This is a genomic window from Heliorestis acidaminivorans (assembly GCF_008933955.1).
Lineage (GTDB): Bacteria > Bacillota > Desulfitobacteriia > Heliobacteriales > Heliobacteriaceae > Heliorestis > Heliorestis acidaminivorans.
This window is the reverse complement of sequence record NZ_WBXO01000005.1, coordinates 183208-198163: the sequence shown is the minus strand read 5'-3', so window position 1 is coordinate 198163 and position 14956 is coordinate 183208. Positions and strand designations below refer to the sequence as shown.

Annotated in this window: 12 protein-coding genes; all 12 read right to left on the bottom strand. The window is 42.5% G+C overall.

The window, feature by feature from the left end; genetic code table 11:
- Positions 1-5 precede the first annotated feature (5 nt).
- On the bottom strand, positions 6-1103 hold the full coding sequence (locus tag F9B85_RS08520; protein WP_341474385.1) for an ABC transporter ATP-binding protein: 1098 nt from the start codon (positions 1101-1103) through the stop codon (positions 6-8).
- A 212-nt stretch (positions 1104-1315) separates the two neighbouring features.
- Positions 1316-1927: a 4Fe-4S single cluster domain-containing protein gene (locus F9B85_RS08515; protein ID WP_151619963.1), complete on the bottom strand. Its 612-nt coding sequence runs from the start codon at positions 1925-1927 to the stop codon at positions 1316-1318.
- Between the two features lie 16 nt (positions 1928-1943).
- On the bottom strand, positions 1944-2831 hold the full coding sequence (locus F9B85_RS08510) for a ComEA family DNA-binding protein (protein WP_151619962.1): 888 nt from the start codon (positions 2829-2831) through the stop codon (positions 1944-1946).
- A 32-nt stretch (positions 2832-2863) separates the two neighbouring features.
- Complete coding sequence (locus F9B85_RS08505) at positions 2864-3115, bottom strand: DUF2997 domain-containing protein (protein WP_151619961.1); 252 nt, start codon at positions 3113-3115, stop codon at positions 2864-2866.
- Positions 3116-3119: 4 nt separating this feature from the next.
- Positions 3120-3644, bottom strand: coding sequence for a hypothetical protein (locus F9B85_RS08500; protein ID WP_151619960.1), 525 nt, complete (start codon positions 3642-3644; stop codon positions 3120-3122).
- A 15-nt stretch (positions 3645-3659) separates the two neighbouring features.
- Complete coding sequence (locus F9B85_RS08495) at positions 3660-5327, bottom strand: AAA family ATPase (RefSeq protein ID WP_151619959.1); 1668 nt, start codon at positions 5325-5327, stop codon at positions 3660-3662.
- A gap of 150 nt (positions 5328-5477) precedes the next feature.
- The gene (gene gatB, locus F9B85_RS08490) at positions 5478-6977 is read right to left on the bottom strand and encodes an Asp-tRNA(Asn)/Glu-tRNA(Gln) amidotransferase subunit GatB (protein WP_151619958.1); all 1500 of its coding nucleotides are present in this window, start codon (positions 6975-6977) and stop codon (positions 5478-5480) included.
- Entirely contained in the window at positions 6974-8449 is a 1476-nt protein-coding gene (gatA, locus tag F9B85_RS08485) for an Asp-tRNA(Asn)/Glu-tRNA(Gln) amidotransferase subunit GatA (RefSeq protein WP_151619957.1), read from the bottom strand. The genes gatB and gatA overlap by 4 nt, the downstream gene beginning before the upstream one ends.
- 51 nt (positions 8450-8500) lie before the next feature.
- Positions 8501-8785 carry an Asp-tRNA(Asn)/Glu-tRNA(Gln) amidotransferase subunit GatC gene (gene gatC / locus F9B85_RS08480; RefSeq protein ID WP_151619956.1) on the bottom strand — a complete coding sequence of 95 codons (285 nt, stop codon included), beginning with the start codon at positions 8783-8785 and terminating at the stop codon, positions 8501-8503.
- Between the two features lie 127 nt (positions 8786-8912).
- Positions 8913-11183 carry a hypothetical protein gene (locus F9B85_RS08475; protein WP_151619955.1) on the bottom strand — a complete coding sequence of 757 codons (2271 nt, stop codon included), beginning with the start codon at positions 11181-11183 and terminating at the stop codon, positions 8913-8915.
- Between the two features lie 24 nt (positions 11184-11207).
- Positions 11208-12908: an adenine deaminase gene (gene ade / locus F9B85_RS08470; RefSeq protein WP_151619954.1), complete on the bottom strand. Its 1701-nt coding sequence runs from the start codon at positions 12906-12908 to the stop codon at positions 11208-11210.
- Between the two features lie 13 nt (positions 12909-12921).
- Positions 12922-14925 carry an NAD-dependent DNA ligase LigA gene (gene ligA / locus F9B85_RS08465; protein WP_151619953.1) on the bottom strand — a complete coding sequence of 668 codons (2004 nt, stop codon included), beginning with the start codon at positions 14923-14925 and terminating at the stop codon, positions 12922-12924.
- Positions 14926-14956 lie beyond the last annotated feature (31 nt).

The following is a 14956-nucleotide window of genomic DNA, read 5'->3' as shown; positions in this document are numbered from 1 at the left end:
ATAATCTAACCGATTTGCTTTAACAGAACATCCATCAAACTAGAGTTAGTCACCAAGCCTACAAGACGACCTTCTTTGTTAATCACTGGTAAAGCGCCCACACCTTTTTCTTGCATCAATGTTACAGCATCGCTTAACAAAGTCTCATCTTCGATGGTAGGTACATCGGTATTCATAATCTTTCCTGCTGTTAAGTCTTCATCGCGATAATTTTCTTCTACTTTTTTGGCTGTTAAGACACCTAAAAGTTTGCGCTCCCCATCGATGACGAGCAAACTGTTGACTAGCTTTTTGCGCATTAATTTGGCACAGTAAGCAATGCCTTTATCAGGATCAATAGTGACAGGCTTATCAATCATGGCTTCTGCAACATAGATGGGACTATCGTCAGAGACCATTCTTTTTTCGCCTATAAATTCCCTTACAAAATCGTTTTTGGGATGACGAAGCATCCGGTCTGGTGTATCAGCTTGTACGATTTCTCCGTCTTTCATCAGAATAATGCGGTCAGCAATCTTTAGAGCTTCATCCATGTCATGAGTTACAAAGACAATTGTTTGTTTAATCGTTTTTTTCAATCTGGAAAGCTCATCTTGTAGTTGTTCTCGACTTAGGGGGTCTAAAGCACTAAAAGGTTCATCCATTAAGATAATAGAGGGCTCGGCCGCTAAGGCTCTGATTACACCGACCCTCTGTTGCTGTCCCCCACTCAATTCATGGGGATAGCGATCTCGATACTGCGCTGGATCTAAGTTCACTAGCTCCAGTAGTTCGTCGATTTTTTTGCTTCGTTCATTCTCAGGCACTTTTTTTAGTTTTAGGATAATTTCTGCATTTTGAGCAATCGTCATATGTGGAAAAAGACCAATTTGCTGGATAACATAGCCAATGTTGCGTCGTAGCTCTACAGGATTTACTTTGGAGATGTCTTTTCCATCGACGGTGATCGTGCCTGATGAAGGATCAACAAGTCGATTAATCATCTTCATAGTTGTTGATTTACCACAACCACTAGGCCCTATGAGTACTACAAGTTCACCAGCCGCTACTTGCAAGTTTAAGCTTTTTACTGCTACAGTGCCGTCTACGTACCGCTTAGTCACATTCTCAAACTTTAGCAGGAAAGATCACCTTCCTGGCTCTTACTTATAGAGCCCCTTTTTTCTGTCCTAGTATTCGCTGTTCCGATAGCTTGTACTCAGTTTCATCGTAATGGTAAAAAAAGAAAAAAACTGCTTAACTCTCTTTTTCTAATTACTTAAAGAGAATTAAGCAGGTATTAAGGGTTAGGCAAATATTTAAAAGCAAATACCTATTAAGAATCATTCCTATCTTTCAAAAGAGCTAGCAATTGTTCGAGCTCTTCTGGATCGGCCATGCCATTAATAGCAATTCTGCCATCTTGTTGAAATCGCACTTCTAAGCGATTAGGCTGTTGTGCTATAGAGCAGTCTTTGGCTGAGTATCGAGAAGTAAGCAAATGATAACGTTGATTGCGCGAACCTATCCAAGGCCTCGAGGTATCTCCTTCTTCTTGAAGATAGGGACCGTCAATTAATAGATCAGTAACTGCTAAGAGCTCTTGCCACCCTGAGCGAGGGGACGCTTTTATCTCTTCTAAGCTGTAACCGGTAAAAGTTAGTACTGACAGCCCTGCTTCTTGAACTTCTTGCCCCAGTTGGGCTAAGCTTTCAGCTTGTTCGAAAGGCTCTCCACCTAAAAAAGTGACTCCTTCGATCTGACGATTCGCTATGATTGCTGTCGCTAAGTCTCTTACTGACCAGCTTTGGCCTCCTTGAAAAGGCCATGTTTCAGGGTTAGCGCAACCTGGGCAATGTCTTTTGCATCCCTGAACCCAGATAGAAGCACGCAAGCCCGGTCCTTCTGCTCTTGTTACAGGCAAGAAACGATGGACTTGTAGCTCCATAGATTTCGACACCACCTTAATAATCTACAACACGACCGGAGCGACCTTGTCTTCTGGAAAGAGCCTTGATGGTTACCATAGGTCTTATTCTTTCTACTATATGCGGCTTCAGTTGTAGTGCGGCGGCAAAATCTTCTAGCTGACGAAAGCCTTGTTGACTTTCTCTTACTTGTACTGCCTTTTTGGCCAATATAGGACCAATGCCTGGCAAGGAAGCTAACTCGTCAACGCTGGCTTGATTAAGATCGAGCAGTTGCTTTTCTTCCTTCTTTGCTTTCTCTTCTCTTTCTTCTATCTTCGACGGTACTGTCTTGACTGAATTTTGCGGTTTGGGACTTTCCGTTGACTTATTGGCATAAGGGCCTTGTACTGGAGGAAGTAAGTCAAAATCATTTACTTTTGGAGTTATTTTCTCCACCTCTTTTGGTGGAAGCGTGATGGACTCTTTGGGCGCTGATACTGGATGTGACGCTGACGAATCTACTTGTCTGTTGACTGACGAGTTTGTTGCCCCACTATCAGTTTCTACTGTCACCCCATTTGGGTTGTATTGAGAGGCTATTTTCTCTTTCATCTCGGCCATGCGTTGCCCTTTCGATTCTTGTAAAGCCTCTAATCGAAGCAAGTATTCTTTACGGGCGATAAAGCCATGAATTAAAGAGATAAGAAAAATCAGCAGAGCTAAAGTAGCACCTAACTCACTTAAGGACTCATTCGCATCAGCCATCATCATGATCATAAAGGGAATAGCGTAGGCAAGACCATAAAGCATCCATTTTTTCTGCTTAGCTCTAAAACCTATGTAGAGAAAAGAGATCCAGTTAAAGATACCGAGTGTAAAAAGCCATAACATCCAGAAGGAATTCATGAATTCCCACATTTTACCTCGTGAAGTGATAGCCATAACTTCACCTGCCTATTCAAAATGCCTTAGCCTTATTTTTTGTTGGAAGCCTTTAAGATGCTTTCTGGTATTACCTCTATTGATTCTAGTACTTTGTTTTCATCCTTCAGGAGAACTTCTTGCTCATAATATTCAGCCCTATAATTGGAATCAATTGTCTCAGCTTCTAATAGCTCTTCGAGGAAAGCTATATAGTCTGTACACTTCTTACCTTTGAACCCTTTTACTTCTGCTTCTATCTCACCATCTGGTCGCAAACGGATCTCTATCTTACGTTTTAACATAGCCTTATCTCCCCTGTACAGAAAAGGTAAGCAAAACAGAGTTGTCTGCTTCTATTTCTTCGCTTTCTAAGATCAAGCCTCTCTCTTCTGCTTTCGCAAGCAATTTTGTATAAACCTGGGCTTGTAATACTTTAGTGTATTCTTCTTGTACTTCGGCAACGATTTTTTGTGCTACTTCTACAGTTACAAGATCGTTAAAAATTGCCTCATAAAGACCAGCTTCATTTTGCCTTAGAAAACAATCCTTTTCTCGCCAGCGAAAAGCAATAAGATCGTCTATGCTCTGATAGAGACATCCTAAGTTATCAAGACTATTGCCTATCATAGATAGATCTTTCATTCTTGTCTCCATAGCATACCAGTGCAAAGGTTTACTTACTTCTTTTTCTATAGAATCTGTTGCGACTTCTTTTTGCTTTTTAGCTCTTAGCTTTTCTAATTCCAGCTGATCAGCTTTCTCAACTTCTTTTATGCCAATCATACCTGCCGCGGCAAGCCCTAATGGCAAAAGAATTAATGAAACGCTCAAAGCACCCACCTGCTTCTAAAAATCTATTGTTCTTCCACCCCGCAAGGCTCGAATATCTTCTGCTGGAGCAGGACTTTTTTCTTCTTTTTCTGGAAAAGAAGGCTGTTGGTATTCTACACGATAATCTTGTGACGTAGCGGCTACTGCTCGCACATTAGCCCATTCACGAATAGCCCTAATCGTTTCGGCTTGTGTTACTGCTAATGGAATCATTGTATCGATTGCTTTGTAAAGGTCTTTTTCTTCGATGGCTCGATTTTCTGAGTAAGCTTCGAAAAGTGCGGCAACGACAATTTGCTCAATCTCAGCGCCCACAAAGCTTTCTGTCTTCTGAGCTAGCCGCTCCATTACTGCTTCAGTCAGATGAAAAGAGCCTTTTACTTCTTCATCGTGAAGCCTTTTTTTCAGATGAACCTCAAAGATGGCCATCCGTTCTCTCAATGTAGGCAAGTCAACAAAAAAGATTTCGTCAAACCGACCTTTGCGTAACAGTTCTGGTGGCAAGGATTGAATATTATTAGCCGTAGCAACAACAAAAACAGGCTTCTTTTTCTCTTGCATCCACGTTAAGAAAGTGCCAAAAATACGTGTCGAAGTACCACTGTCGCCATTAGAGTTCATGCCGCTTAAGCCTTTTTCTATCTCATCAATCCAAAGAATAGAGGGAGCAATTGCTTCGGCTGTTTGAATAGCCCGACGCATGTTCTCTTCACTACTTCCAACGATACCGCTATATATCTTCCCAATATCAAGACGCAAAAGCGGCAACTGCCAAGTAGCTCCCACTGCTTTAGCTATGAGGCTCTTACCACAACCAGGAACGCCTGTAATCAAGACACCTTTCGGGGCTGGCAAACCATAACGCTGTGCTGAGTCTAGCCAAGATTTGTCCCTTTTCTTCAGCCAACGCTTTAGATTCTCTAATCCACCCACATCATCCATATTAAGATCAGACTTAATGAATTCAAGTATTTCTGATTTTTTGATGATCTGCCGCTTTTCTTCTAAGATAATATCCATATCTTTGATACACAAGCGTCCGTTTTCAACCATAGCTCGCGCAAAAGCATTTTCTGCTTCCTGTAAGGTTAGACCTAAAGCGGCTTTGGCTAAGCGCTCTTTTTCTTCATCTGAAAGTTCAATAGTGATCCGTTCATTGTCTCTATTAGCATCGATCATATCATCAAGAAGTCTCTCTATTTCAAGAAAGGACGGCAGTTCAAAATCTATAACTGTTACGTCCTTTTCTAGATCCTTAGGTAAGATCAAAGTGGGTGACAAAAAGATGATATTCTTGGGTGTAGATAGTTTCAGCGCAGGAATAATATTGCGGATCTTACGGATAACTTGAAAATCAGGCAATCGACCTTGACCACCAAAAAAGATATGAAAGTCTTTCAGAACAAAAACAGCAGGCTCAGTATACTTCTCTATAAATTCTAACGCTTTAAGCGGTGTCTTAGTTTCTTCTTTACCTGACTGCCCTTCACCTTTGATACCATCGGTCAAGTTCCAAGTAAAAAGTTTACGAGTAGTTCTAATCAATTCAGTATCATGGACAACTTTGTCTATCACTTGCAAAGCCCGCTCTTCTTCCCACGTTGATATATATAGACAAGGAAAACGGGCTTTTAATAAATTGCCTAACATGGTCTTGAATTGAAGAACGCTCTGTTCTGCCATATATGCAACTCCTTCGCTCTGAGTTGAAAGGAAAATACAGGTTATTCTATTCCACAACTTGACCAATCTTCCCTGCTCTTTTTTGTGAAAAGTTGTGACAAAAAAAGAGACCCGAGTGGCTAACTAGCTTGTCGGATCTCTTTTCTTATTTTATTGCTTTTTCAACTCTTCCATTAAGAGCTTATTAACTAGACCTGGGTTAGCTTTACCGCGTGTTGCTTTCATGACTTGTCCAACAAAGAATCCTACAGCTTTATCTTTGCCTGCTTTGAAATCTGCCACAACTTGCGGATTCTTAGCCACAACTTCAGAAACTACTGCGGCTATAGCGCCTTCATCGGAGATCTGCACTAAGCCTTTTTCTTCTACGATTTGCTTAGGCTTTTTGCCGCTTTCGAACATCTCATCAAAGACAGTCTTAGCAATCTTACCGGAGATAGTACCACCTTCAATTAAGGTAAGCAATTCTACCAAGTTTTCTGGCGTAATTGGACTGTCCTGATAGCCTTGATCGGAAGCATTTAAGCGTCGAGAAAGCTCGCCCATCATGTAGTTAGAAATTTGCTTGGCTCGTTCCTTACCTTTATCGTCAGTGCTTTGACCTGCTGGTAAAGCAATACCGTAAGCAGAGCAAGCCTGATCAAAATAATCAGCCATGGCTTTAGAGCCTGTGATTACAGATGCATCATAAGAAGGTAAACCATAGCTTTCTACTAGACGAATCTGTCTTGCTTGAGGCAATTCCGGTAAGGTCTGGCGAATTCGCTCTACCCATTCTTCAGAAATTATAATGGGAGGCAAGTCTGGATCAGGGAAGTAGCGGTAATCGTGAGCTTCTTCTTTACTGCGCAGAGAAATGGTTTCGCCTTTGTTTTCATCCCACATGCGCGTTTCCTGAATAATCTTACCGCCTTCACGTAAAACTTCTGCTTGACGCTCAATCTCATATTCTAAGGCTTTTTGCAGAGCTTTAAAAGAGTTCATATTCTTCAACTCTGTTTTCGTACCTAGCTCTTTTTGACCCCAGGGGCGCAAAGATACGTTAGCATCACAGCGAAGACTGCCTTGTTCCATTTTGCAATCTGAAACTTCCGTGTACTCCAAAATAGCTTTTAATAGATCTAAGTAAGCGATAGCTTCTTCAATAGAACGAATGTCAGGCTCAGAAACGATCTCAATCAGTGGAACGCCTGTGCGGTTATAGTCTGCTAAAGAGTAACCTGCATAAGCCAGCGAGCCACCACCATGAACAAGCTTACCGGCATCTTCTTCCATATGAACGCGCGTAATACCGATACGCTTCTTCTTGCCTTCTATTTCAATATCAATATAGCCACCTGAGGCAATGGGTAGATCAAATTGCGAGATTTGATAAGCCTTTGGTAGATCAGGATAGAAATAGTTTTTCCGGTCGAACTTAGAAAAGCTAGCTATCTTACAGTTTAGAGCCAACCCTGCCTTCATAGCATAATCTGCTACTTTTTCGTTGAGCACAGGCAACACACCGGGCAAGCCTAAACAAACAGGGCAAACATGGGTATTTTGTTCCCCGCCAAATTCGGTCGTACAACCACAAAAGATTTTACTCTTCGTATGAAGCTCTGCATGGACTTCTAAGCCCATGACGATTTCAAAATCGAAGTCTCTCATCCTTCACAGCCTCCTTTCAATGGCGCCATCTGGCTGTGACAGCCCGTGGCCTCCTCAAAAGCATGGGAGATCTGCAAAAGACGTCCTTCTTCGAAAGGTTTGCCCATAAATTGTAGTCCAATAGGTAGACCATCGGCAAAACCAGCATTAATAGAAATAGCCGGAATGCCTGCTAAGTTAACTGAAAGCGTACAGATATCAGATTGATACATCTGCAAAGGGTTTTCCAACCTATCACCACAGGTAAAAGCAACAGTCGGTGTCGTTGGAGATAAGAGAACATCAAATTTCTCAAAAGCACGATCAAAATCCTGCTTAATCAATGTGCGCACTTTCAGAGCCTTGAGATAGTAGGCATCATAATATCCTGAGCTTAAAGCGTAAGTTCCCAACATAATGCGTCGTTTAACTTCTTCACCAAAACCTTCAGAGCGAGTCTTGCTGAACATAGAAATCAAATCTTCTGCATCTTCAGTCCGAAAACCATAGCGAACGCCATCATAGCGAGCTAAATTAGAAGAAGCTTCAGCTGGTGCAATAATGTAATAACATGGTAAAGCATACTCCGTATGTGGCAAAGAACACTCAACCAGTTCCGCACCAAGGCTTTCTAAAGTCTTCATAGCTTTGCGAAGCACTTCTTCTACTTCAGCGTCAATACCTTCACCAAAATACTCTTTCGGCACTCCAATGCGCCAACCTTTGATTGACTTGTTCAAGAAAGAAGTGTAATCAGGGCGATCAATAGGCGCTGAAGTAGAGTCCAAAGGATCATGACCAGCGATTACATTCATAACCTGAGCACAATCGCGCACATCACGGCTAAAAGGGCCGATCTGATCAAGAGAAGAAGCAAAAGCAATCAAACCATAACGAGAAACAGAACCATAAGTAGGCTTTAACCCCACAACACCACAAAAAGCGGCAGGCTGTCGAATCGAACCACCTGTATCAGAGCCAAGCGAAAAAATGGCCTGTCCAGCCGCTACCGAGGCCGCTGAACCACCAGAAGAACCACCAGGCACACGCTCCAAACGCCAAGGGTTGCGGGTCCCCTCTTGCCAAGAGTTCTCACAAGAAGAGCCCATAGCAAACTCATCCATGTTCACCTTGCCTAACATAATTGCCCCAGCCTCATTAAGCTTACGCACAACGGTAGCAGAGTAAGGAGGTACAAAGTTATGAAGCATCTTAGATGAACAAGTCGTCGGAATACCTTCCGTACACATATTATCTTTAATAGCCATCGGGATCCCTTCCAAAGGACCAATAGTCTCTCCCGAAGCAATCTTATCATCAACCCGAGCCGCTTCTGCCTTCGCATCCTCAATCCGCTGACTGACAAAAGCAAGCACCTTCGGCTCTACATCTTCAAGACGAGCCGCCACATCATTAACAAGCTCCACAGCACTAACTTGTTTGCTTACCAAAAGCTCATGCAACTCATGAGCACGCTTACTATAGAGTTTCACAAGGATCCTCCGTTCAATACTAGGTTCAGGGTATTATTGAAAAATTAGGAATTAGACTATGCGAGGCACCTTAAAAAACCCATCCTCTTCATCAGGCGCATTACTCACAACTTTCTCTTGAGCCATCGAAGCCGTAACCTTATCTTCCCGCATTACATTCTGCAAAGGAAAAGCATGAGCTGTCGGCGGAACATTCGTAGTATCTAAAGCCTCTAGCTTGCGGGCATATTCTAAAATGGCATTTAACTGCACTGTATACTTGTCAACTTCATCTTCTGAGAGCTCCAAACGAGCCAGTTTGGCAACGTGTTGAACTTCCTCTTTGGTCAAAGCCATCTACTTATCACCTACCTTACTAACTTCCATAGGATCTCCATCATTCAACAATTCTAGCCAATTTACTTCAACCTGTCTAGCTACTTCCTGTCTAATCTATTTTATATCTAAGCTAGAGTAAAGCTACCTACTGCTTCTCCTTCAAAGGAGCCTGCGCCAAAACCTCAGCTTCTTCGAAAAAATCTTCATCGTGAATAAGATAAAAGCCGCAGTATTTAGAAAGCACTCGCTTTAACACATCAAGACGTTCCATAGAAATTGTATCAATGACTGCATATTGTTTGTGAAGCATCAAAGTGCCCACTTGTCTAACTTCCTGACCATCTTTGCTGTCTTGAAAAATATCACTTAAGCGAATTCCTTCGCTATCCATCGTTAAAGGCAGCTCTTGCATTGAAGTCATTAGTTGCGACGTTAAACCATGTTCAAGCCAGTCATAGCGTAAATACTCACCTTGATCTTTTTGTCTTTCTCGCGCAACAAAGACAAATTCAGAAAGCTTCTCAACTGTTTTCTTAACAGCAGAATAGTCTTTAACTTGATAAACAGCTCTTGACATACCTGCTAAGTGTCCTTCCATTGTGAAGAGCTTAGGTATGATCGGTTTTTTGCAAAGTTCTACGAGGTAAATAAGAATAGACCAAGAGCGGTTACGCCATTGATCTTCTCTGAAATTTTCTCCATCCCAGAGGCCGATCCGTTCCATAAAACTTTCAATGGCCTTACGATACCAGCGTGGAAAAAAGTGCGCCACTCCACCATAATGCCATTTACCTTCTCTAATCATTATCCGCGAAAAGATTATATAGCCTTCTTCATAGGGTGGTTCTCCAGGCTTACAATCACTGTCTTCGATATAATAAGACTTATCTCGAAAAAGATCACGAGCCCAAAAACCCTTTTCTTCCATTGAAGTGATTACAAAAAATCCAGGAGTGCTCTCTCGCCACTTCTTCAGTGTTGTTACCATCATCGGAGGTAAATGAATACCTACTTCATCAATAAAAACATCTAAAGTTGTATCTTTTTGTGAAAGCCGATCGAAAACAAACCATTCCCAGAACAGAGCACCTTGAGAATGCTCTTCAATAGTTTTACTATCTTCACCACTCTGACGGGCAAACCGACGCCACTCAGCATTCCAGCTTTCGCCAAAACGCCACTCCATAAACTGGGTAAGCAATGAACCCATCTGAGAAGCTTCAAATGTTATGCCTTCTCCCTCAGCCTCTCCAGCTCTGCGAAATTCTTGCTCCCATGCTTTGACAAATTCCTCAAAGCTATCAAAATGGCCTTCTCGATATAGATAGTTAGCCGCTTCAGGTAGTCTAAAAGGACCTTTTCCACTTTGGCGACTTAATATTTTCTCCCGCCGTAATTCTTGTAAGAGTGAGGCAAGTCGATCTTCACTAATCGCACCGATAACAACTTCGCGATAACCAATCCAGATCTGACCTCTAGCATCACGAGAAACATCAACGCCGAGCTTAGTAGCATCGTTCATATGACTTACATAAACGATGGCAAGACCTTCGTCGTTCTCGTCAACATGACATCCTTCTTTAGTGCGTAAAAAGTCCAGTACCTGATCTGTACTGGGAACAACAAAAGACCTCCAGTACCAGCGCCCTTGAAAAAATGGCTCTGAACCCGGCGGTATCTCTTTGGCTTTTTCCCTTCTCGTTCTCTGAATAACCCAGTTGCCTTCTACTTCTTCTACATAAAAGTGCATGCGTTGACTTAGCAGTTGATTTTCTTTACCTACTAACAAATCAGCGACGAAATGATGCTTGTTGCTTTCTTTCGTCTCTTTCTCATCTACGACGATGCCTCGTAGTAAACTTTCACCACGAAACTTCTTCATCATTAATCTAGCATAAGATAGATGATCACGATGTCGCGACTGCACTTGTGGTGGCATTAGGTAATAAACAAAAGCCCAGTCTTCGATAGCCCATCCTTGAAAATAAGCGTGAACTGTTTCTTTGGCATCAAGTCTCCGTCCCACTAGTCGTTGAGTTAACTCCTGCCATTGTGAATTCTTTAATTGAGCAGGACGATCTACTTGAGACCAATGTTTTTGAACTTCCTCTGTTAATTCAACACGCGCTCTAGCTAGCTGGACACGCATTTCTTCAAAAATGTAATAAGCTTCTTGATAAGTTAAGTCTATAACATGATCTTCTGCTAAACTTTTTAGCAGTGTATCACCTTGACCATAAGGGATACCTTCAACCCATTCCACTTGTGATTCAGCTGGATTGGCGACAACATAGTGGACGTAGATACCCTTAACGCCTCTTCGTCGGTGCTCCCAAAGCATCATCATAGAGATGACCCCTTGAAGCCGATAAGGGGCCGCTAGAGCTTTAAATTGCGATAATTGTATTACCTTCACAAGCGGCCTACCTTTCTTTATACATTAAACTTCTAATGACAGGAATTGAAAAGTTCTAACATCAACTAAGCCTTGATCAGTTATTTTAAGCTCTGGAATAACAGGCAAAGCCAAAAAAGAAAGAGTCATTACGGGCGACGATATGGTACAGCCTGCCTCCCAAAGGACTTGGTGTATCTTTTTCAACTCTACAGCTACTTCTTCCACTGTAGCTGTAGACATAAGACCTGCTATGGGTAGGGGCAGTCGAGCTTGAAGTTCTCCATCAACAACAACAGCAATGCCCCCACCTGTCTCGGCTACAGCCTGACAGGCTTTTTCCATATCTTCAGCGCTTGTCCCAATCACGATTAGATTATGAGAGTCATGAGCAATAGTAGAGGCTAGTGCTCCTTTTTGAAGTCCTAATCCTCTTACGATAGCCTGACCGATAGATCCCTTTTTGCCATGACGCTCAATAACAGCCGCATAGAGGAGATCCTGAGCTGGGCCAATATCTTTAGCTTTTGCTTCTTCATAAGAAGTAGTAATTTGATTTTTTTGAAGACCTATAACTCTTACAAATTTACGTGAGTCTATCGATGGCACCAGCTTGCCTTTTATGTCCGGCAGTCGAACAGTATTTGTGAAGATAGGATCGATAGAAGGATCTCCTCTTTCCTCAACTAGAAGGCCCTTTCTAGCCACGACAGTACCTTTTTTGATAACTAGAGAAGCTTGGAAGTTCTCAAGATCTTCAAAAACAACTAGATCAGCTAAATAGCCAGGCGCAATAGCACCTCGGCGAGACAAACCATAATGACGTGCTGTAGTCCAGCTACAGGCTTTCAGGGCTAGCAAAGGATCGATACCAACCTTAACAGCTTGACGTAGAAGGTGATCGAGATGACCTTCTACTAATAAATCTTCTGGATGTCGATCGTCAGTACAAAAAGAGATCCTGTCGGCACTTTCTGTGGTCAAACAGGAAGCTAATTGGGTCAAATTCTTAGCGGCCGATCCTTCTCGGATTAAAAGATGAATACCTCGCTTAAGCTTCTCCCAACCTTCCTGCGCCGTAACACATTCATGATCGGTACTAATACCTGCTGAGATGTATCGTTGCAAATCATCGCCACTCAAAGCAGGGGCATGGCCGTCAATTGGCAAATTTCTGCGCTTAGCTTCTTCAATCTTAGCCATGATGGAAGGTTCTTTGGCAATTACAGCGGGGTAATTCATCACTTCGGCTAACCCAATCGCTTGTGGTAAATGTTCAAAAAGCCATTGTATATCTTCAACCTGTAGTTCTGCACCAGCTGTTTCTAGAGGTGTGGCCGGAACACAAGAGGGAATCATAAAAAAGATATCTAGAGGTAACTGCTTTGTCATAGCGGACAGTCCCACAATAGCTGGTAGGCCTAGAACATTAGCTATTTCATGGGGATCGGCTATGATCGATGTTGTGCCTCTCGGTACAATGACTTGCGCCAGTGCCGCTGGAGTTACCATGGTACTTTCTATGTGCATATGTCCATCAATCAGACCGGGAGCAAGGTAAGCACCTTGTAGTTCTATGATTTCTTGCACTTCTGTTTGCAGTGCTTCTCTTTCCTGACGATCATAGAGCCCCTGAATTTCCCCATCTGAAATTAAAACATCTTTGTCTTCTAGGGTCATAGTAAATAAATTAACTACAGTACCCCCACAAAGCCAGATATCACTTTTATTTTCTCCCTCTGTCACCAGACTCCTCCTTTTACTCCCAACCAATTTGCTCAAGAAGTTCTTTTTCTGATAAGACAGTTATCCCAAGTTTTTGAGCTTTATCTAATTTTGATCCTGCAGAAGCACCAGCTACTAGGTAGTCTGTGTTTTTGCTGACTGCTGAAGCTACTTTTGCACCTCTTGCTTCTAGAAGAGCTTGTGCTTCTTTGCGGCTCAGTTTTTCTAAAGTTCCTGTCAGAACATAAGTAAGGCCTTCTAAGTCTTGGTTTGGCTGAGAAGAGGTCTCGGTAGCAACTTCTACGGAAAGTCCTAGGTCTTTTAGTTCTTTGATTAATTCTTGATTTGCGGGATTAGTAAAGTAAGCCTTTATAGATTGGGCTATCTTCGGTCCGATTTCCTCAATCTTTTGTAAGTACTCTTCTTCAGCTTCCATCAGCTTGTCTAGGTGCCCAAAGTGGTTAGCTAAAGTTTTAGCCGCTTTCTGTCCTACATGACGAATACCTAGAGCAAAAAGTAAAGCTGGTAAGCCTCTCTTTTTGCTTTCTTCAATAGCTTGGAGAATCTTCGTTGCCGACTTTTGACCCATTCGTTCTAGCTTAATCACTTCATCAAGTGGTAAGCGGTAGAGATCGGCTACTGTTTGAACTAGACCTGCTTTCCAGAACTGCTCAATAACAGCAGGTCCTAGTCCTTCAACATTCATAGCATCTCGTGAGACAAAGTGAATTAGACCTTCAATGGCCTGAGCTGGACAAGTAGCGGATGTACAACGCAAAGCTACCTCCCCTGCCAGACGGCTAATAGGTTCGCCACATTCAGGGCAAAAAGTGGGCATAGCAAAAGGTTTTTCTTCACCACTGCGTCGCTCTGATAAGACAGCTACTACTTCAGGAATGATGTCGCCTGCTTTTTGGATAATGACGTAGTCGCCAATTCGAATATCTTTTTCTCGAATCAAGTCTTCGTTATGCAAGCTAGCGCGACTTACGGTCGTTCCTGCTACCCGTACTGGTTCAAGCTCTGCTGTAGGTGTCAAAACACCAGTACGGCCTACGCCAATAATAATATTATTAATTTTCGTAACTACTTGCTCTGCTGGAAACTTAAAAGCAATAGCATAGCGAGGGCTTTTGGCTGTAACGCCTAGACGTTCATATTCATCTACTTCATTTACTTTAACAACCATGCCATCGATTTCGTAAGGCAGTTCATGGCGTTTATGAATCCATTCCTGGCAATAGCTAATGACTTCGTCTATGTTTTGGCAGTATTTTCGTTCCTTGTTAACAGGCAGACCTGCTCTTTCTAGAAGCTCAAGAGCTTGGCTATGTTCAGATACTTTTTCACCGTCAAGGTGCAAAATGTTATAGAGATAAGCACGTAAAGGTCTGCTGGCTGTAACTTTGGGATCGAGTTGTCGCAAAGAACCAGCGGCGGCATTGCGAGGATTGGCAAATAGAGGTTCTTCTTTTTCCTCCCTTTCTTGATTAAGATGAGCAAAATCAGCTTTAGAGATAAAAGCTTCTCCACGCACTTCCAAGTAAGGCCACTCTTGGCGCAAACGAAGGGGCAAAGAACGCAAGGTCTTTAGATTTTCTGTTATGTCTTCTCCTCTTTCACCATCACCACGAGTAGCACCGCGCACAAAACGTCCCTGTTCATAATGAAGCACAATAGTAAGACCATCTATCTTCGGCTCTACCATATAGGTCAGAGGACGGCTCGCTTTTTCTCTAGCTCGGCGATCGAAGTCCCGTAAGTCCTGTTCATGAAAAGCATTAGCTAGTGAAAGTAGCGGCTGACGATGAGCTACAGTCCCAAAAGCTTCTAGAGGCTTCCCATTTACTCTCTGCGTCGGTGAGTCCACTTCTATGAGATCGGGATAGTCATTTTCTAATGCTTCTAATTGGGCAATTTTTTCATCGTATTCTTGATCGGTAATAGTAGGATTGTCTAAGACGTAATAGCGATAATTATGTTCTTCTATTTCTTGTATTAATGCTTCGATTTGCTTTTTCGCTATCTCCTTATCCACAAAAACCCATACCTCTTTTCAGGGAGAATTC